The following is a 19,632-nucleotide window of genomic DNA, read 5'->3' on the forward strand; positions in this document are numbered from 1 at the left end:
CATGCTGACCTTGACCTTGCTATGCGGTTTTGCTTTCTGTGCCGGACTGATCGATGCCGCCGTCGGCGGTGGCGGGCTGATCCAGATTCCGGCGCTATTCAACATTCTGCCTGCCGTACCGTCCGCCACACTGCTCGGCACCAACAAGCTCGCGTCGGCCTGCGGCACCTCGCTTGCGGCCCGTTCCTTCATCGGCAGAGTGGCAATTCCCTGGAGCCTGGTGCTGCCAGCCGCCTTCAGTGCCTTTGCCATGGCGTTCCTGGGCGCCGCCGCCGTGTCGGCGGTACCGACGGCGGTGCTGCGTCCGCTGGTACTGGTGCTCATCGTCGCCATGGCGCTCTATACCTTTTTCAAGAAGGACTTCGGCGCGGTGCGGCGCCCGCTCTCGGTGGGCTGGCGCGAGCGCCTGCTGTCGCTGCTGGTCGGTGGGGCGATCGGCTTTTATGACGGGCTGTTCGGCCCTGGCACCGGCAGCTTCCTGATCTTTCTCTTCATCCGCTGCTTTGCCTTCGATTTCCTGCAGGCTTCCGCCTCTGCCAAACTGGTGAACCTGGCCACCAACATTGCAGCGCTGTGCTTTTTCGTCCCCACCGGCAAGGTGCTGTATGGCGTCGCCGCTCCGATGGCACTCAGCAACATGTTGGGGGCCTGGGTCGGGACCCGCATCGCCATGAAACGCGGCACCGCGTTCATCCGCATGCTGTTCCTGTGCCTGCTGGCCATCCTGATCGTCAAGCTCGGCTACGACATGATCAAGGCTTGACCCCTGCATCCGGCCCTTGCCATGACCTCACCGGCTCCTGGCCACGCAGCCTCCCAGCAAGCGGGTAGGCATCCTGCGGAGGCACACACGGCAGGGCCGGAAAAGCCATCTGAAGAAGAACCAGCGGTCAACCCGCCGGCCTCGTTTTCCATAAAAAAAACGCCACCGTTTCCGGTGGCGTTTTGCTTGGATCAGCCAGTCTTGACGACTTAGATCATGCCCTTGCTTTTCAGCAGTTCGAACATGGTCTTGCCGATTTCGGCCGGGCTGCGGGTGTAGGCGATGCCTGCACGCTCGAAGGCCTTGAACTTCTCTTCGGCCGTGCCCTTGCCGCCGGAGATGATGGCGCCAGCGTGGCCCATGCGCTTGCCCTTCGGCGCAGTAACGCCGGCGATGTAGCCGACTACCGGCTTCGTCACGTACTGCTTGGCGAACTCGGCCGCTTCTTCTTCAGCGGTACCGCCGATTTCACCGATCATCACGATGGCGTCGGTGTCCGGATCGTCCTGGAACAGCTTCAGGGCGTCGATGTGGCTGGTACCCGGGATCGGGTCGCCGCCGATACCGATACACGTGGACTGGCCCAGACCCAGAGCGGTGGTTTGCGCCACGGCTTCGTAGGTCAGGGTGCCCGAACGGGACACGATACCGATGCGGCCCGGATTGTGGATGTGCCACGGCATGATGCCGATCTTGCACTCGCCCGGGGTGATGATGCCGGGGCAGTTCGGGCCGATCAGGCGGATGCCGGCTTCGTCTACGGCCTTCTTCACGTACAGCATGTCGAGGGTCGGCACGCCTTCGGTGATGCAGACGATCAGCTTCACGCCGGCGTCCACGGCTTCCAGGATGGAGTCCTTGGCAAACGCTGCCGGTACGTAGATCACCGAGGCATCGGCCTGGGTCTGACGCACGGCGTCCTTCATGGTGTTGAACACCGGCAGGCCCAGATGCTCGGAACCGCCCTTGCCCGGGGTCACGCCACCGACGACCTTGGTGCCGACCTTCAGCGCCTGTTCGGCGTGGAAGGTACCGTTCTTGCCGGTGAAACCTTGCACCAGCACTTTCGTATCTTTGTTGACCAATACGCTCATTTTGAAATCCTTATGCGGTGCAGGTGATTAGAGAGCGGCAACGGCAGCAACGATCTTCTCGGCTGCGTCGTTCAGGCCCTGGGCGGAGGTCAGCTTCAGACCGGATTCGTCCAGAATCTTGGCGCCCAGCTCGGCGTTGTTGCCTTCCAGGCGCACAACGACCGGCACGGTCACGTTCACTTCCTTCACGGCGGCGATGATCGCCTCGGCAATCATGTCGCAGCGCACGATGCCGCCGAAGATGTTGATCAGCACGCCCTTCACCGAGGTATCGGCCAGGATCAGCTTGAACGCTTCGATCACGCGCTCCTTGGTGGCGCCGCCGCCCACGTCCAGGAAGTTGGCCGGCTGGCCACCCTTCAGCTTGATGATGTCCATGGTGGCCATCGCCAGACCGGCGCCGTTCACCATGCAGCCGATGTTGCCTTCCAGAGCCACGTAGTTCAGGTCGAACTCGGAAGCCTTCACTTCACGCTCGTTTTCCTGCGACTTGTCGCGCTGGGCCAGCAGTTCCGGGTGACGGTACAGAGCGTTGGAGTCGAGGTTGATCTTGCCGTCGACGCAAGCCAGTTCGCCGTTTTCACGCAGCGCCAGCGGGTTCACTTCGAACAGCGCGAAGTCGTTGGCCACGAAGGCTTCGTAGGCGCCCAGCATCAGCTTGGTGAATTCGGCAACTTGCTTGCCGGAGAGGCCCAGGGCAAACGCGCAATCGCGCGCCTGGAACGGCTGCATGCCGACCAGCGGGTCCACTTCGACCTTGATGATCTTTTCCGGGGTTTCTTCGGCAACTTTCTCGATTTCCACGCCGCCTTCGGTGGACACCATGAACACCACGCGCTGGGTGCCACGGTCAACCACGGCGCCCAGGTACAGCTCGCGCTGTACCGGGTACATGTCTTCGCATACCAGCACGCTGTTCACCGGCTGACCAGCCGCGTCGGTCTGATAGGTCACCAGGTTGGTGCCGATCAGCGTCTTGGCGACTTCGGCGGCTTCTTCGCGGCTCTTCACCACTTTCACACCACCGGCCTTGCCACGGCCACCGGCGTGGACCTGGGCCTTCACAACGGCAAACTTGCCGCCCAGCTTGTCGTAAGCAGCGGCGGCTTCTTCCGGCGAGTGAGCCAGAATGCCTTGTTGCACCGGCAGGCCGTACTTGGCCAGCAGCTCTTTCGCTTGGTATTCGTGCAGGTTCATCTATGGTTTCCTTTCGGTGGATAGTCGGCGGGCCTTTCGGCCAACCTTGCTATGCCTGGGATTCTGCAAATTTACCGCCCGCATCACGGGCGGATGGGTCAATCAATCCAGCGCAAGACGAGAGTTCAGACTCGGCGGGCTGAGCCAAAACGAGGCACTCGGAGCGCCGCAACCGGAATGTACATCAAGTACATAAGGGTTTCGAAGCGCTGAGCGACTATAAAATCCGCCCGCCGTGCACGCAACAGCGTCTTGACACTGTCGCCGTCTGAACACCGTTTTAGCCGTGCAGCGCGCGCTTGTCAGCCGCCAGCGCCGCCTCATGTACCACTTCGGACAGCGACGGATGGGCGTGGACGATACGTGCCAGGTCTTCGCTGGCCGCCTTGAACTCCATCGACACCACGCCTTCGGTGACCAGCTCGGACACCATCGGGCCAATCATGTGCAGGCCGAGGATACGGTCGGTCTTGGCGCAAGCCAGGATCTTCACGGTACCTTGCGCCTGGCCAAGACCCAGCGCGCGGCCGTTGGCAGCGAAGCCGGACGTGCCCTTCTTGTACTCAATGCCTTCGGCCTTGAGCTGCTCTTCGGTCTTGCCGACCCAGGCGATTTCCGGCGAGGTATAGATCACCCACGGAATCACGCCGAAGTCGACGTGCGGCTTCTGGCCGGCGATGCGCTCGGCCACGGCCACACCTTCTTCCGACGCCTTGTGCGCCAGCATCGGACCGCGCACCACGTCACCGATCGCCCACATGTTCGGCAGGTTGGTATGGCAGTGGTCATCCACCACCACGAAGCCACGCTCGTCCATCTGCAGACCGACGTTCTCGCCGCCCAGGCCGGCGGTGTTCGGCACGCGGCCGATCGACACGATCAGCTTGTCGAACTCGGCGCTGAAGGCTTCACCGTTCAGCTCGTAGTTCACGGTAACGCTGTCGGTCGCAGTCTTGATCTCGCCGATCTTCACGCCCAGCTTGATGTCGAGACCGGTGTCCTTGGTCAGCGTCTTGAAGGCTTCCTTGGCGATCTGCTGGTCGGCGGCAGCGAGGAAGGTCGGCATCGCTTCGAGGATGGTCACCTCGGCGCCCAGACGCTTCCAGACCGAACCCATTTCCAGGCCGATCACGCCGGCGCCGATCACGCCCAGGCGCTTAGGAGTGGCGCTCAGCGCCAGGGCGCCGGCGTTATCCAGTACCAGCTGGTTGTCGACCGGCAGGCCCGGCAGCTGACGCGGGTTGGACCCGGTGGCGATGATGACATGGGTGGCTTCCAGGGTGTCGACCACGGCACCGTTGTCGCTGACCTCGATCACCCAGCGCTCGCCCTGGCGGCCTTTCAGGCTGGCCAGACCGTGGATGTTCGCGACCTTGTTCTTCTTGAACAGGAAGGCGATACCGCCGGCGTTCTTGGTGATGATGCCGTCCTTGCGCTTGAGCATCTCGGCGACGTCCATCTTGGCGCCGTCCACCGTGATGCCGTGCTTGGCGAAGTCGTGCTGCACGGCGTGGAAGTTTTCCGACGACTGCAGCAACGCCTTGGACGGGATGCAGCCTACGTTCAGGCAGGTACCACCGAGGGAAGGCTTGCCTTCCGGGTTCTTGTAGGCGTCGACGCAAGCGGTGTTGAAGCCCAGCTGCGCTGCGCGAATGGCGGCCACGTAGCCGCCAGGGCCGCCGCCGATGACGACGACGTCAAACTGCTGACTCATTGAATTCCCCTGTTTCGCGGAGGCCGGTCCCGGCAAGCGCCTGGACCGGCTCCGTGTCGCCGTCTCTGCTAGAAACGGCGACGCACATTCGTAATGCCCGGAATCGTCGATTCCGGGCAGGCAAGACCTTACAGGTCGAGGATCAGGCGGGCCGGATCTTCGATCGCGTCCTTGATCGCCACCAGGCTCAGAACAGCTTCGCGGCCGTCGATGATGCGGTGGTCGTAGGACTGAGCCAGGTACATCATCGGGCGCACCACCACCTGGCCGTTCTCGACCACGGCACGTTCCTTGGTAGCGTGCATGCCGAGGATCGCGGACTGCGGCGGGTTGATGATCGGGGTCGACATCATCGAACCGAAGGTACCGCCGTTGGAGATGGTAAACGTGCCGCCGGTCAGCTCTTCCACGGTCAGCTTGCCTTCCTGGGCACGCTTGCCGAAGTCGGCGATCTGCTTCTCGATCTCGGCCAGGCTCAGCTGGTCGGCGTTACGGATCACCGGCACCACCAGGCCACGCGGGCTGCCCACGGCCACGCCGATATCGAAGTAGCCGTGATAGATGATGTCGTTGCCGTCGACCGAGGCGTTCACGATCGGGTATTTCTTCAAGGCGGCCACGGCAGCCTTGACGAAGAAGCCCATGAAGCCCAGCTTGATGCCGTGTTCCTTCTCGAAGCGGTCCTTGTACTTGTTGCGCAAGTCCATCACTGGCTTCATGTTCACTTCGTTGAACGTGGTCAGGATGGCGTTGGTCTGCTGGGAGAGCACCAGACGCTCGGCCACGCGCTGACGCAGACGCGACATCGGCACGCGCTGTTCCGGACGACCGGAGGTCAGGCTGGCCACGTTCACGGCCGGGGTGGAGGCCAGAGCGACACCGGCAGCCGGAGCGGCCGGAGCCACCACGGGGCCGGACTGGGCCGGAGCGGCAGCCGGCTTGGCAGCAGCGGCAGCCACATCTTCCTTCAGGATACGGCCGTCACGGCCGGAACCGCTCACGTCGGCCAGGTTCACGCCGGCTTCGGCGGCCAGCTTGGCGGCGGACGGCATGGCCGCGCCCCCCGGTGCCGCGGCGGCGGCGGCCGGAGCGGCAGCAGCTGGGGCCGCAGCAGCGGCGGCCGGAGCAACCTCACCCGCCTTGGCTTCGGTGTCGATCTGGGCAATCAGTTGGCCAGAGGTCACCGTGGCGCCGTCTTGCTCAACGATCTGAACGATAACACCGGCTTGCGGAGCCGGCAGTTCCAGGACGACCTTGTCGGTTTCGAGATCGATCAGGTTTTCGTCACGATTGACGAACTCGCCGACCTTCTTGTGCCACGACATCAGGGTGGCTTCGGAAACCGATTCCGGCAGCTGAGGAACTTTCACTTCGATCAACATTATTGTCTTCTCCGTTGACGGGGGGAGCCCTCCCCCCGTGTGCACTGTCAGGGTGTGTTATTTGTTCAGCGTCATTGCTTCGTCAAGGAAGTCCTTGAGCTGGGCAACGTGTTTGCTCATGTAGCCGACGGCGGGCGAGGCGGACGACGGACGGCCGGCGAACGACAGCGTCTGCTTGGCGCCCAGAAGGCCCTCGAGACGATGGCGGATCTGGTACCAGGCGCCCTGGTTGCGCGGCTCTTCCTGCACCCACATGACTTCTTTCAGCGCCGGGAACTTGGCCAGTTCGGCGGCGACCTGCTCGGTCGGGAACGGATAGAGCTGCTCGATGCGCACGATGGCGATGTCCTGCTCCAGCTCGCGCTCCTTGCGGGCGTTGACCAGGTCGTAATACACCTGGCCGGCGCACAGCAGCGCGCGCTTCACCTTCTTCGGGTCCTGGATGCCGGCGTCGCCGATCACCGGGCGGAACGACCCCTGGGTCAGGGTCTCGACCGGGCTCATCGCGTCCTTGTAGCGCAGCAGGCGCTTGGACAGGAAGATCACCAGCGGCTTGCGATACGGGCGCAGCACCTGGCGGCGCAGCACGTGGAACATCTGTGCGGCTTCGGACGGCATCACGATCTGGATGTTGTGCTCGGCACACAGTTGCAGCCAGCGCTCCAGACGGGCGGAGGAGTGCTCCGGGCCCTGACCGTCGTAGCCGTGCGGCAGGATGGTGGTCAGACCAGACAGACGGCCCCACTTGGTTTCGCCGGAGCTGATGAACTGGTCGATGGCCACCTGGGCGCCGTTGGCGAAGTCGCCGAACTGGGCTTCCCAGATCACCAGCTGATCCGGTGCGGTGCAGGAATAGCCGTACTCGTAGGCCATCACCGCTTCTTCGTTCAGGATCGAGTCGATCACCAGGAACTCGCCCTGGTTGTCGGACATGTTGCGCAGCGGCACGTAGCTGCCCTGGTCCCAACGCTCGCGGTTCTGGTCGTGCACCACGGCATGGCGATGCGAGAAGGTACCGCGGCCGGAGTCTTCACCTGACAGGCGCACGCCGAAGCCGTTGGTCACGAGAGAGGCGTACGCCACCGTTTCCGCCATGCCCCAGTCGACCGGCTGCTCGCCGGCTGCCATGGCGACGCGGGCATTCAGCACCTTCTGCACCGTCGGATGCGGCTTGAAGCCTTCCGGTACCGTGGTGAACTTCTCGGTCAGACGCTGGATATCGGCCAGCGGCAGCGAGGTGTCGGTCGGGTGAGCCCAGTGGGTGCCCAGGTACGGGGTCCAGTCCAGCGCGTGTTCGCGGCGATAATTGGTCAGCACGGTCTGTTCGACGTGCTCCCCCTTGTCCAGCGCGTCGCGGTAGGCGCGGATGAAACCATCCGCCTCTTCCGCGCTCAGCACGCCCTCGGCCACCAGACGCTCGGCGTACATGGCGCGCACGCCGGCGTGCTTGGCGATCTTCTTGTACATCATCGGCTGGGTGAGGAACGGATCGTCGCCCTCGTTGTGGCCCAGCTTGCGGTAGCACACCAGATCGATCACCACATCCTTGTGGAAGGTCATGCGGTAGTCGAGCGCAGCCTGCATCACGTAACACACGGCTTCCGGATCGTCGCCGTTGACGTGCAGGATCGGTGCTTCGACCATCTTCGCCACGTCGGTACAGTACAGCGTGGAGCGCATGTCGCGGGTGTCGGAGGTGGTGAAGCCGACCTGGTTGTTGACGACGATGTGGATGGTGCCGCCGGTACCGTAGCCGCGGGTTTGCGACAGGTTGAAGGTACCCTGGTTGACACCGAGGCCGGCGAAGGCCGAGTCACCGTGGATCAGCACCGGAACCACCTGGTTGCGGGCACTGTCGCCACGACGATCCTGGCGGGCACGGACCGAACCCTCGACCACCGGGTTGACGATTTCCAGGTGCGACGGGTTGAACGCCAGCGAGACGTGCATCGGACCGTCGGCGGTCGGAATGTCGCTGGAGAAGCCCATGTGGTACTTCACGTCGCCGGAGGCCAGTTGCGTCATGGCCTTGCCTTCGAACTCGGCGAACAGGTCGCGCGGCAGCTTGCCCAGCGTGTTCACCAGCACGTTCAGACGACCACGGTGAGCCATCCCGATGATCAGCTCTTGCACGCCCTGGCTGGTGGCATTCTGGATCAGGTGATCCAGCGCGGCGATGGTGGACTCGCCGCCTTCCAGCGAAAAGCGCTTCTGGCCGACGTAACGGGTGTGCAGGTAACGCTCCAGCGTCTCGGCAGCCGTGATCTGCTTGAAGATGCGCTTTTTCTTGTCGCTGTCGTAACGCGGGGTCGACAGATCACCTTCGAAGCGCTGCTGTACCCAGTGCTTTTCTTCGGAGGTGGTGATGTGCATGTACTCGAGGCCGACGTTGCCGCAGTAGGTCTGCTTCAGGCGGGCCAGGATTTCGGACAGCGGCAGCTTCTTCGGACCGACCAGCGAGCCGGCGTTGAACAGCACCGCCATGTCGGCGTCGGTCAGGCCGTGCGTAGCCGGATCGAGCTCGCGGATGGTGGCCTGGTCCATGCGCTTGAGCGGATCGAGGTTGGCCTGGCGCGAGCCGAGCACGCGGTAGGCCGAGATCAGCTTGAGCACGGCGACCTGCTTCTGCATCGACTCCCAGTCCGTGGCGGCGCTGCTGCGCTGGCCCAGTGCCGGCTTCTTGGCCAGCTGGATGAAGGATTCCTGGATAGGCTGGTGCGGCACGTCACGCTCGGCGGCGCCCGGTGCCTGTGCCAGCTTGTCGAAGTAGCTGCGCCACTCGCTCGACACCCCGTTCGGATCCGCGAGGTACTGTTCGTACAGCTCCTCGATGAACGGTGCATTCCCACCGAACAGGTAGGAATGACTGTACATGGATTGCATCATTGTTCGACCCTTTATTTTGTCTGTGTTGCTGTGTTGCTCGGTTAGACCTGCAACGCCCGGTGCCGCTGACGTTACAAAAGCACTGGGGAAATGGCGCATCGGCGAGCCGATCTCCATTGCCGCAAGGCTCGTGTCGCCACGTTGCTACGGAATTTTTACCCCGCCGGAAGAGAAGTTGGCCGAAGGATGCTTCGGCCAACTTCTCACCTAGCGATGACTCAGCGCTGTTCGACCGCGACGTAATCGCGACGTTCTGCACCGGTGTACAGCTGGCGCGGACGGCCGATCTTCTGCTGCGGATCGGAGATCATCTCGTTCCAGTGGCTGATCCAGCCCACGGTACGAGCCAAGGCGAAGATCGGGGTGAACATCGACACCGGGATGCCGATGGCCGACAGCACGATACCCGAGTAGAAGTCCACGTTCGGGTACAGCTTGCGCTCGATGAAGTACGGATCGGACAGGGCGATCTTCTCCAGTTCCATGGCCAGCTTGAACTTCGGATCGTTGTGCAGGCCCAGCTCGTTCAGCACTTCGTCGCAGGTCTGCTTCATGATCTTGGCGCGCGGGTCCATGTTCTTGTACACGCGGTGGCCGAAGCCCATCAGCTTGTAGCGCTTGTCCTTCACGCCCTGCATGAAGTCGGCCACGTTGTCCACGCTGCCGATCTCATCCAGCATCTTCAGCACGGCTTCGTTGGCGCCACCGTGGGACGGACCCCACAGGCAGGCGATACCGGCGGCGATACACGCGAACGGGTTGGCACCCGACGAACCGGCCAGACGCACGGTCGAGGTCGACGCGTTCTGCTCGTGATCGGCGTGCAGGGTAAAGATGCGGTCCAGCGCACGGGCCGTGATCGGGTTCACCTTGTACTCTTCGCACGGGGTCGAGAACATCATGTGCAGGAAGTTCTCGGCGTAGCTCAGGCCGTTCTTCGGATAGCTGAACGGCAGGCCCTTGTTGTAGCGGTAGGCCTGGGCTGCGATGTTCGGGATCTTGGCGATCAGGCGATGCGCCGACACTTCGCGGTGGTGCGCATCGTTGATGTCCAGCGAATCGTGATAGAACGCCGACAGCGCGCCGACCACACCGACCATTACCGCCATCGGGTGTGCATCGCGACGGAAGCCCTTGAACACGGTCAGGATCTGATCGTGCAGCATGTTGTGACGCAGCACCTTGCGGTCGAAGTCGGCCTTCTGCGCGGCGGTCGGCAGTTCGCCGTTCAGCAGCAGGTAACAGACTTCCAGGTAGTCGCTCTTCTCAGCCAGTTGCTCGATCGGGTAACCGCGGTAGTACAGCTGGCCCAGATCACCATCGATGAACGTGATCTTGGATTCGCAGCTGGCGGTCGCCAGGAAACCCGGGTCAAAGGTAAACATGCCGGTCTTGCCAAAAGAGCGGATGTCCACCACGTCCGGACCCAGAGTGCCTTCCAGCACCGGCAGTTCCAGAGCGTCTTTTCCTTCGTTGTAAGTGAGCGTCACTTTACGGTTGCTTTCCACAGCAATTCTCCCAGTCTGGTTTATGGTCGTTGTAATCGGTGCGCCTTGCAGGCCGGCCGTCAGATCGCCCTCAGAATCTCCACGATCTGCATGATTGCGGGGTCGTCGAGGTCCGTCTTGCCGTTGACGACATCCAGAAAATCATTATCAGGCAGTTCGAGGAGAGCCTTGTAGGCGGACATCTCCGCCGGGGAGAGCGAATCGAAGCGCTGGGCGAGGAACCGCTCCAGCACCAGATCCAGCTCCAACAGCCCCCGGCGGGAATGCCAACGGATCCGTTTCAGTTCGACCGGATCAAAGTCGGTCATACCGCACGCCTTACCATCAGATCCTTGATCTTGCCAATCGCCTTGGTCGGGTTGAGACCCTTCGGGCAGACGTCGACACAGTTCATGATGGTGTGGCAACGGAACAGACGGTACGGATCTTCCAGGTTATCCAGACGCTCGCTGGTCGCTTCGTCGCGGGTATCCGCAATGAAACGGTAGGCGGCCAGCAGGCCGGCCGGGCCGACGAACTTGTCCGGGTTCCACCAGAACGACGGACACGACGTCGAGCAGCACGCGCACAGGATACATTCGTACAGGCCGTCCAGCTCCTTGCGGTCTTCCGGCGACTGCAGACGCTCGCGTTCAGGACGCGGGCTGTCGTTGATCACATACGGCTTGATCGAGTGGTACTGCTTGAAGAACTGGGTCATGTCCACGATCAGGTCGCGGATCACCGGCAACCCCGGCAGCGGACGCAGGGTGATCGGCTCCTGCAGGTCGGCGATATCGGTGATGCAGGCCAGGCCGTTCTTGCCGTTGATGTTCATGGCGTCGGAACCGCAGATGCCTTCGCGGCAGGAGCGGCGGAACGACAGGGTGTCGTCCATGGTCTTCAGCTTCACGATCACGTCCAGCAGTTTCACGTCGTTCGGGCCGATTTCGACCTCGTAATCCTGCATGTACGGCTTGGCGTCCTTGTCCGGATCGTAGCGGTAAATGGAAAAACGCATTTTCTTCATGTTGAATCTCCGTTCGCCGCTTAGAAAGTACGCTCTTTCGGCGGGATGTAGTCCACCGACAACGGCTTGGTGTGCACCGGCTTGTAGCTCAGGCGACGTTCGTCACCGTAGTACAGGGAATGCTTCATCCAGACCTCGTCGTCACGGTTCGGGAAATCGGCGTGGGCGTGGGCGCCACGGGACTCCTTGCGTGCGTCGGCGGCGATCAGGGTCGCCACGGCGACTTCGATCAGGTTTTCCAGTTCCAGCGCTTCGACGCGGGCGGTGTTGAAGACCTTGGACTTGTCCTTGATCTGGGTGCGCTTCACGCGCTCGGCCACCTGCTGGATTTCCGTCACGCCCTTGGACAGGTTGTCCGCGTTGCGGAACACCGCAGCACGGGCCTGGACGGTGCGCTGCATCGCGGTGCGCACGTCGGCCACTTCTTCGCCGTTGGTCTGACCGTCGAGACGGGCAATACGCGCCAGCGAGCGGTCGGCGGCGTCGGCCGGCAGATCCTTCCAGGTCGGCATCTCGTTCTTGATGTACTCGACCATGCTGTCACCGGCCGATTTGCCGAAGACCACCAGGTCGAGCAGCGAGTTGGTGCCCAGACGGTTGGCGCCATGCACCGAGGCGCAGGCGCATTCGCCGGCGGCGAAGAAACCATTGACGCGCGATTCCGCGTTGTCGCCCTTCGGGATCACCACTTCGCCACGGTAGTTGGTCGGAATACCGCCCATCATGTAGTGGCAGGTCGGGATGACCGGGATCGGTTCCTTGATCGGGTCGACACCGGCGAACTTGATGGCGATCTCGCGGATACCCGGCAGACGCTGTTTGATGATGTCAGGACCGAGGTGATCCAGCTTGAGCAGCACGTAGTCCTTGTTCGGACCGCAGCCACGGCCTTCGAGCACTTCCTGCTCCATCGAGCGGGCGACGAAGTCACGCGGTGCCAGGTCTTTCAGGTTCGGCGCGTAGCGCTCCATGAAGCGTTCGCCGTTGGCGTTCAGCAGGATGCCGCCTTCGCCACGCACACCCTCGGTGATCAGCACACCGGCGCCGGCCACGCCGGTCGGGTGGAACTGCCAGAACTCCATGTCTTCCAGCGGAATGCCGGCACGCACGCACATACCCAGGCCGTCGCCGGTATTGATGAAGGCATTGGTCGACGCGGCGTAGATACGGCCGGCACCGCCGGTGGCGAACAGCACCGCCTTGGCGTGCAGGATGAACACTTCGCCGGTTTCCATTTCCAGCGCGGTCACGCCGACCACGTCGCCCTCGGCGTCGCGGATCAGGTCCAGCGCCATCCATTCGACGAAGAACTGGGTATTGGCGCGCACGTTACGCTGATACAGCGTGTGCAGCATGGCATGGCCGGTACGGTCGGCAGCGGCACAGGCGCGCTGTACCGGGGTCTGGCCGTTGTTTTGGGTATGGCCGCCAAACGGGCGCTGGTAAATCTTACCGTTTTCCAGACGGTCGAACGGCATGCCGAAGTGCTCGAGTTCGATCACGGCCTCGGGCGCCTTGCGGCACATGAATTCGATGGCATCCTGGTCACCCAGCCAGTCCGACCCCTTCACGGTGTCGTACATATGCCATTCCCAATGGTCTTCCTGTACGTTGCCCAGCGAAGCGGAGATGCCGCCCTGCGCTGCGACCGTGTGCGAACGGGTCGGGAATACTTTGGACAGCACGGCCGTTTTCAGGCCGGACTCGGACAATTGCAGGGCCGCACGCAGACCTGCGCCACCGCCGCCAACGATGACAGCATCAAACCGACGAACAGGTACGCCCATTACAGCCCCCATACCACTTTAATCGAGTAAATAACACAGGACACCAGCCATACCAGCGTGAGCACGTGCAGCGTCAGACGCACGCCAACCGGCTTGATGTAGTCCATCCACAGGTCACGGATACCAACCCAGGCGTGCATAAACACGGCGAGCAGGGTGGTCTGGGTCAGCACCTGCACCCAGGTCTGGCCGAAGAATGCTTTCCAGCCTTCATAGCTGGACGGCATGGCCAACAGAAACAACACCAGCGCGAAAGTGTAGATCGCCATGATGACGGCGGTAACGCGCTGCAGAACCCAGTCGCGCAGACCGTAATGAGCGCCGACGACGATGCGGTTTACCATAGAACGACCCCCAGGATGACAGTCAAGGCAAGGCTGATAACGATCACGGACTTGGCGGTAGCACGAGCGGTTTGCAGCTCGAGGCCTTTGTGCACATCCAGGAACAGGAAGCGAATGCCAGCGCAGAAATGGTGCAGAAAGGCCCACAGCAGACCAACCAAAACCAGCTTCATCAGGGGGTGGGAGACCACAGCACGGTAGGCATCGAATGCTTCAGCCGAACTGAGGGTTCCGTGGAGGAGGTAAATCAAGAGAGGGAGAGAAAAGAACAGCGCGACACCGCTGATCCGGTGCAAGATCGAGACGATACCCGGGATGGGTAGCCTGATCTTGGCCAGATCCAAGTGCTTTGGTCGTTGCTTCTGCATATGGCTTCCTTGGATGCTTTTTTAACCAAGTGGTTATACCGTGGCTTCATGACTGAAGCCGCCCAGTGACGATCGCATTTTGTTTTGTAAAGCGCACGACCGTCGATTCGACTCTCACGCTGCACCCACTGCGTCGACTTGCTTGCTGCAGGCGCAACATGAACCCGGAATTTTATCAAAAACCCTCACCGGCTTGGCCGGTTTTTACAAAATCCTGTCGTTTTTACCTAATCAAGACATCCGCAGCCTGCCGCAAGAAATCCCTGCGGTACCGCTGATCTAGGGCGTGACGACATAGGCGAATTGCTGCGTCAGGCAATAACGCTGACGCCACTCGACCGGCTCTCCGGTCATCGACACCGACAGTCGCAGCAGCGACAAGGCCGGCACCTCGATGCTGGTCACCTGCCCCAGCAGCGAGGCCTCTTCCCGGGGCAGGAGCTCGGCCCGGAACTGCTCCGACTTCACCATTACCCTGACCCCGTAGCGACGCTGCAGCGTGGCATACACTCCGCCACCGAACTGCCGCAGCCATCGGGCGTCGAGCCCTTCGAACTTTTCGCACGACAGGTAGGCATCGTCGAGCGCGATCGGCTGCCCCTGATAGCGCCACAACTGCCTCAATCGCCATAGTGGTTCACTACGACGTAACCCGAGGGCCTCGGCCATCTCCACAGAAGCATTGGCACGCGAACAACTCAACAGCTCAACCAGAGGAGCGGCTCCGCCCACCCCCATTGCACCCGGGGAGCCGAGCAAGGCATCGCCCCAATCGCTGACGGACTCGGCGACGAATGTCCCCCTGCCTTGCTGACGATACAGAACCTCATCCTGGACCAGTTCGGTCAAGGCGCGGCGGATGGTGCCCTGGCTGACCGACAACTCTTCGGCCAAGTCCCATTCGCTGGGTAGCGCCTCGTCCACCTGCCACTCGCCGTCGTTGATTCGTTGCAGCAGGAGCGACTTGATTTGTTCATACAACGGCCGGCGGCGGAGCTGGTTGCGATTCATGTTGTGTACTTTTTATCACCAAACAAATCAAGCGTAAATAGAAGTCTTATATAAGACATAAGTCATTATCGATGATATCAGAAAAAGTGATGGGGAATCCACGGCCACAAGCGCCGGACCTCGTGGTAGACTTCTTGGTCGCAGCCATTTATTGCGCAGCAACATCCCCTCACATCTCACGTCGAATAAAGGAGTGCCTCCTGATGAAAGCCCCTGTACGCGTTGCCGTGACCGGTGCAGCCGGCCAGATTGGTTATAGCCTGCTGTTCCGCATTGCCAGCGGTGAAATGCTCGGCAAAGACCAGCCCGTCATCCTGCAACTTCTGGACCTGCCGCAAGCCCAGACCGCCGTCAAAGGCGTGATGATGGAACTGGAAGACTGCGCCTTCCCGCTGCTGGCCGGCATGATCGCCACCGACGACCCGAACGTGGCTTTCAAGGACGCTCAAGTCGCCCTGCTGGTGGGTGCCCGCCCGCGTAGCAAAGGCATGGAGCGCAAAGACCTGCTGGAAGCCAACGGCGCCATCTTCACCGTTCAGGGCAAGGCACTGAACGACCACGCCGACCGCAACGTCAAAGTCCTGGTGGTAGGCAACCCGGCCAACACCAACGCCTACATCGCCATGAACAGCGCTCCGGATCTCGATCCGAAAAACTTCACCGCCATGTTGCGCCTTGACCACAACCGCGCCCTGTCGCAACTCGCGGCCAAGACCGGCACCGCCGTGTCCGACATCGAGCACATGCTGGTCTGGGGCAACCACTCCCCGACCATGTACGCCGACTACCGCTTCGCCACCGTGAACGGCGAATCGCTCAAGGCCAAGATCAACGACGAAGCCTGGAACCGCGACGTGTTCCTGCCGACAGTGGGCAAGCGTGGCGCCGCCATCATCGAAGCACGCGGCCTGTCGTCGGCCGCCTCGGCTGCCAACGCCGCCATCGACCACATCCATGACTGGGTGCTGGGTACCAACGGCAAGTGGGTGACCATGGGCATCCCGTCCGACGGCTCCTACGGCATTCCGGAAGGCGTCATGTACGGCTTCCCGGTTGTGTGCGAAAATGGCAAATACACAATTGTTCAAGGCCTTGAGATCGACGAGTTCAGCCGCGAACGCATGAACCTGACCCTGGCCGAACTGGAAGAAGAGCGCGCGGGCGTTGCCCACCTGCTCTAAGCAGCATTTAGCCCGGTTCATGCAAAAGCGCACCGCGAGGTGCGCTTTTTGTCTTTGATCGGGCCGGCATTTTCTGTTTTTACGTAATAGCGAATTGGGAGTTGTTGAGATGATCGAAGTCGAAGTTCTGAACCAGATCGACGCCAAGATTGCAGATCTGGCGAGCCGTGCCACCGCCATTCGGGGGTATCTTTGACTACGACGGCAAATGTGACCGTCTGGAAGAAGTCGTCCGCCTGACCGAAGACCCCGACGTCTGGAACGACCCCAAGCGCGCCCAGGACCTGGGACGCGAGCGCAAGCAGCTGGAAGACGTGGTACTGGTCATCAACAGCATCAGCGGCACCGTCAACGACAGCCGCGACCTGTTCGACATGGCGCGCGAAGAAAACGACGCCGACACCATTCTCGCGGTGCAGGACGATCTGGCCGAGGCCGAGGCCAAGCTGGCCCAACTCGAATTCCGCCGCATGTTCCACGACCCGATGGACCCCAACAACTGCTTCCTGGACATCCAGGCCGGCGCCGGCGGCACCGAAGCGCAGGACTGGGCCGGGATGCTGCTGCGCATGTACACCCGCTACGCCGAGCGCAAGGGCTTCAAGGTCGAAATCCTGGAAGAATCCGAGGGCGAAGTGGCTGGCATCACCAGCGCCACGCTGAAGATCAGCGGCGAATACGCCTACGGCCTGCTGCGCACCGAAGTCGGCGTACACCGCCTGGTACGCGTCTCGCCATTCGACTCCAACGCTCGCCGCCACACCTCGTTCTCCTCGGTGTTCGTCTACCCGGAAGTGGACGATTCGTTCGAGATCGAAATCAACCCAGCCGACCTGCGCGTGGACACCTACCGCGCCTCCGGCGCCGGCGGCCAGCACATCAACAAGACCGACTCGGCGGTGCGCATCACGCACAACCCGACCGGCATCGTGGTGCAGTGCCAGAACGACCGCTCTCAGCACCGCAACCGCGACGAGGCGATGCAGATGCTGCGCGCCAAGCTCTACGAGCTGGAGCTGAAAAAGCGCAACGAAGCCAAGCAGGCACTGGAAGACACCAAGACCGACGTGGGTTGGGGCCACCAGATCCGCTCCTACGTCTTCGACCAGTCCCGCATCAAGGACCTGCGCACCAGCTACGAGGTCGGCAACATCAAGTCCGTAATGGACGGCGACCTCGACGGCTTCATCGAAGAGAGCCTCAAGCAGGGCGTCTAAGCCCGCTTTGATGACGGGGTGGAGCCGCATCCTCCGCCCCAGATAAAAGATTGCTATTGGAGTCACTATGTCAGAACACGAACAAACTGCCCCCGCCCTCGACGAAAACCAGATCATGGCGGAACGCCGCCACAAGCTGAAGGCTATCCGCGAACAGGGCGTCGCCTTCCCCAACGACTTCCGCCGCAGCCACATGGCACGCCAGTTGCACGACGCGCACGGCGAGAAGGAACGCGAGGCGCTGGAAGCGGAACAGATCGAGGTAGCCGTGGTCGGCCGCATGATGCTCAAGCGCGTCATGGGCAAGGCCAGCTTCGCCACGCTGCAGGATGGCAGCGGCCGCATCCAGATCTTCGTGTCGAACGATAAGACCGGCCACGAACAGCACGACCAGTTCAAACACTGGGACATGGGCGACATCGTGGCGGCCCGCGGCACCCTGTTCAAGACCAAGACCGGCGAGCTGACCGTCCAGGCCAGCGAAGTGCGCCTGCTGTCGAAGAACATCCGCCCGCTGCCGGAGAAATTCCACGGACTCACCGACCAGGAACAGAAATACCGCCAGCGTTACCTCGACCTGATCATGAACGAGCAATCGCGTGACGTGTTCACCAAGCGCTCGCAGATCGTCCAGGGCATCCGCGCCTACATGGTGAATGAGGGCTACCTGGAAGTCGAAACGCCGATGATGCACCCGATCCCGGGTGGCGCTACGGCCAAGCCGTTCGTCACGCACCACAATGCGCTCGACATGCCGCTCTACCTGCGCATCGCCCCCGAGCTCTACCTGAAACGCCTGGTAGTGGGCGGCCTGGAGCGCGTGTTCGAAATCAACCGCAACTTCCGCAACGAGGGGATGAGCACACGGCACAACCCCGAGTTCACCATGATGGAATTCTACGAGGCCTACTCGGACTACCAGCGCATGATGGAAATGACCGAGGGCGTGATCCAGAAGCTGGCGAAGGACATTCTCGGCACGCTGCACATCCAGTACCAGGGGAAGACGGTCGACCTGTCGAAGTTCGAGCGCCTGACCATCGTCGGCGCCATCAAGAAATACAACCCGCACTACAGCGACGAGCAACTCCACGACCGCGCCTGGCTGAAGGAAGAGATTGCCCGCCTCGGCGGCAAGCCGGTACTGACCGACGGCATCGGCGGCCTGCAGCTGTCGCTGTTCGAAGAATGCGCCGAGAGCCAGCTGTGGAATCCGACCTTCATCGTCGACTACCCGGTGGAAGTGTCGCCGCTGGCGCGCGGTTCGGACAAGCACCCCGGCATCACCGAGCGCTTCGAGCTGTTCGTGGTCGGCCGCGAGCTCGCCAACGGCTACTCGGAGTTGAATGATCCGGAAGACCAGGCCGCCCGCTTCCTGGCCCAGGTGCAGCAGAAGGATGCCGGCGACGACGAGGCAATGCACTACGACGCCGACTACATCCGTGCGCTGGAATTCGGCCTGCCGCCGACCGGCGGCTGCGGCATCGGCATCGACCGCCTGGTGATGCTGCTGACCGATGCCCCGTCGATCCGCGACGTCATCCTGTTCCCGCAGATGCGGGCGGAATAAGCACGCCGATACGGCTGTAGGTTTGCAGAGCTGATGCAAATTTTCAGCAGATAGCTGAAAAATCCAGACGTCGAAAAGGAAGGCCCAGCCAGACATGGCGGGGCCTTTTTGTTTTTAAGTGCGCCACGGTTGGGTTTTTATCCGGCTACCCGGCGCCAATGAAGTAAAAAACCACGTTCGTAGAACGTGGTTTTGCCTTATGCCCCCCCAAAGGGGGGCATACCTAGCGGCCCTTCAAAGAAGGCCCGCCCGCCTGCTCAAACTGCAGCTGTTGCTGATGCAGCTCTTCCTTTTCCTGGAATTTCACGTACTTCTGAATCATCTCGCTGTTCAGACCCACCGTGTCTACGCAGTATCCTTTGGCCCAGAAATGGTTACCCCAAAATGGCTTCTTTCTCATGTATGGAAAAACATTGAAGAGCCTGATGGCAGTACGTCCTTTCAGGACGCCCATCAACTCGGAGATCGCTAGCTTCGGCGGTACCTTCACCAACAGGTGTACATGATCTACCTGCACGTTGAGTTCCACTACCTCGCATCCCAACTGCTGGCAAAACACCATCACGCACTTGTAGACCTCCTTTCCCACCGCCCCTTTCAG

The 19,632-nt window shown here is 61.7% G+C and carries 18 protein-coding genes; 5 read left to right on the forward strand and 13 right to left on the reverse strand.

What is annotated here, in order from left to right:
• The first annotated feature begins 1 nt into the window (after position 1).
• A complete protein-coding gene (locus B9N72_RS07895) occupies positions 2 to 763 on the forward strand; it encodes a sulfite exporter TauE/SafE family protein (RefSeq protein WP_085275875.1) in 762 nt (253 codons plus the stop codon).
• 209 nt (positions 764 to 972) lie between these two features.
• Here B9N72_RS07895 and sucD read toward each other — a convergent pair whose 3' ends face one another.
• The 5 genes from sucD to B9N72_RS07920 all read right to left on the reverse strand — a co-directional run bounded on the left by sucD (position 973) and on the right by B9N72_RS07920 (position 9,036).
• On the reverse strand, positions 973 to 1,857 hold the full coding sequence (sucD, locus tag B9N72_RS07900) for a succinate--CoA ligase subunit alpha (RefSeq protein ID WP_085275876.1): 885 nt from the start codon (positions 1,855 to 1,857) through the stop codon (positions 973 to 975).
• Positions 1,858 to 1,884: 27 nt separating this feature from the next.
• Positions 1,885 to 3,054: an ADP-forming succinate--CoA ligase subunit beta gene (gene sucC / locus B9N72_RS07905; protein ID WP_085275877.1), complete on the reverse strand. Its 1,170-nt coding sequence runs from the start codon at positions 3,052 to 3,054 to the stop codon at positions 1,885 to 1,887.
• Between the two features lie 280 nt (positions 3,055 to 3,334).
• The gene (gene lpdA, locus B9N72_RS07910) at positions 3,335 to 4,768 is read right to left on the reverse strand and encodes a dihydrolipoyl dehydrogenase (RefSeq protein WP_085275878.1); all 1,434 of its coding nucleotides are present in this window, start codon (positions 4,766 to 4,768) and stop codon (positions 3,335 to 3,337) included.
• A 128-nt stretch (positions 4,769 to 4,896) separates the two neighbouring features.
• Entirely contained in the window at positions 4,897 to 6,150 is a 1,254-nt protein-coding gene (odhB, locus tag B9N72_RS07915; protein WP_085275879.1) for a 2-oxoglutarate dehydrogenase complex dihydrolipoyllysine-residue succinyltransferase, read from the reverse strand.
• 57 nt (positions 6,151 to 6,207) lie between these two features.
• A complete protein-coding gene (locus B9N72_RS07920; protein WP_085275880.1) occupies positions 6,208 to 9,036 on the reverse strand; it encodes a 2-oxoglutarate dehydrogenase E1 component in 2,829 nt (942 codons plus the stop codon).
• On the opposite strand from B9N72_RS07920, the gene B9N72_RS20715 reads away from it, so the two are divergent.
• Complete coding sequence (locus tag B9N72_RS20715; RefSeq protein WP_143477777.1) at positions 9,023 to 9,247, forward strand: hypothetical protein; 225 nt, start codon at positions 9,023 to 9,025, stop codon at positions 9,245 to 9,247. The genes B9N72_RS07920 and B9N72_RS20715 overlap by 14 nt on opposite strands.
• Before the next feature lie 7 nt (positions 9,248 to 9,254).
• On the opposite strand, the gene gltA is transcribed toward B9N72_RS20715, so the two are convergent.
• From gltA to B9N72_RS07955, 7 genes are all read right to left on the reverse strand, one after another.
• A complete protein-coding gene (gltA, locus tag B9N72_RS07925; RefSeq protein ID WP_085275881.1) occupies positions 9,255 to 10,544 on the reverse strand; it encodes a citrate synthase in 1,290 nt (429 codons plus the stop codon).
• A gap of 59 nt (positions 10,545 to 10,603) precedes the next feature.
• Positions 10,604 to 10,852: an FAD assembly factor SdhE gene (locus tag B9N72_RS07930; protein WP_014086287.1), complete on the reverse strand. Its 249-nt coding sequence runs from the start codon at positions 10,850 to 10,852 to the stop codon at positions 10,604 to 10,606.
• Positions 10,849 to 11,553 carry a succinate dehydrogenase iron-sulfur subunit gene (locus tag B9N72_RS07935; RefSeq protein WP_085275882.1) on the reverse strand — a complete coding sequence of 235 codons (705 nt, stop codon included), beginning with the start codon at positions 11,551 to 11,553 and terminating at the stop codon, positions 10,849 to 10,851. Before B9N72_RS07935 ends, B9N72_RS07930 begins: the two co-directional genes overlap by 4 nt.
• 20 nt (positions 11,554 to 11,573) lie before the next feature.
• The gene (sdhA, locus tag B9N72_RS07940; RefSeq protein WP_085275883.1) at positions 11,574 to 13,340 is read right to left on the reverse strand and encodes a succinate dehydrogenase flavoprotein subunit; all 1,767 of its coding nucleotides are present in this window, start codon (positions 13,338 to 13,340) and stop codon (positions 11,574 to 11,576) included.
• Positions 13,340 to 13,684, reverse strand: coding sequence for a succinate dehydrogenase, hydrophobic membrane anchor protein (sdhD, locus tag B9N72_RS07945; RefSeq protein ID WP_008953141.1), 345 nt, complete (start codon positions 13,682 to 13,684; stop codon positions 13,340 to 13,342). Before sdhD ends, sdhA begins: the two co-directional genes overlap by 1 nt.
• Positions 13,678 to 14,052 carry a succinate dehydrogenase, cytochrome b556 subunit gene (sdhC, locus tag B9N72_RS07950; RefSeq protein WP_085275884.1) on the reverse strand — a complete coding sequence of 125 codons (375 nt, stop codon included), beginning with the start codon at positions 14,050 to 14,052 and terminating at the stop codon, positions 13,678 to 13,680. The genes sdhD and sdhC overlap by 7 nt, the downstream gene beginning before the upstream one ends.
• A gap of 279 nt (positions 14,053 to 14,331) precedes the next feature.
• The gene (locus B9N72_RS07955; RefSeq protein ID WP_085275885.1) at positions 14,332 to 15,063 is read right to left on the reverse strand and encodes a GntR family transcriptional regulator; all 732 of its coding nucleotides are present in this window, start codon (positions 15,061 to 15,063) and stop codon (positions 14,332 to 14,334) included.
• A gap of 203 nt (positions 15,064 to 15,266) precedes the next feature.
• Between B9N72_RS07955 and B9N72_RS07960 the strand changes: the two genes are divergently transcribed.
• From B9N72_RS07960 to lysS, 3 genes are all read left to right on the forward strand, one after another.
• A complete protein-coding gene (locus B9N72_RS07960; RefSeq protein WP_014086283.1) occupies positions 15,267 to 16,244 on the forward strand; it encodes a malate dehydrogenase in 978 nt (325 codons plus the stop codon).
• A 112-nt stretch (positions 16,245 to 16,356) separates the two neighbouring features.
• Positions 16,357 to 17,461 (forward strand): peptide chain release factor 2 gene (gene prfB / locus B9N72_RS07965; protein WP_143477782.1). Its coding sequence is split into 2 segments (ribosomal slippage): positions 16,357 to 16,437 and positions 16,439 to 17,461, totalling 1,104 coding nucleotides; the frame shifts between segments, so codons are not numbered across the junction.
• A 67-nt stretch (positions 17,462 to 17,528) separates the two neighbouring features.
• On the forward strand, positions 17,529 to 19,031 hold the full coding sequence (gene lysS, locus B9N72_RS07970; protein ID WP_085275887.1) for a lysine--tRNA ligase: 1,503 nt from the start codon (positions 17,529 to 17,531) through the stop codon (positions 19,029 to 19,031).
• Between the two features lie 223 nt (positions 19,032 to 19,254).
• Here lysS and tnpA read toward each other — a convergent pair.
• On the reverse strand, positions 19,255 to 19,632 hold a 378-nt coding region (gene tnpA, locus B9N72_RS07975; protein WP_143477778.1), incomplete at its 5' end, for an IS200/IS605 family transposase.

It is taken from the genome of Pseudogulbenkiania subflava DSM 22618 (assembly GCF_900177275.1).
Taxonomy (GTDB): domain Bacteria; phylum Pseudomonadota; class Gammaproteobacteria; order Burkholderiales; family Chromobacteriaceae; genus Pseudogulbenkiania; species Pseudogulbenkiania subflava.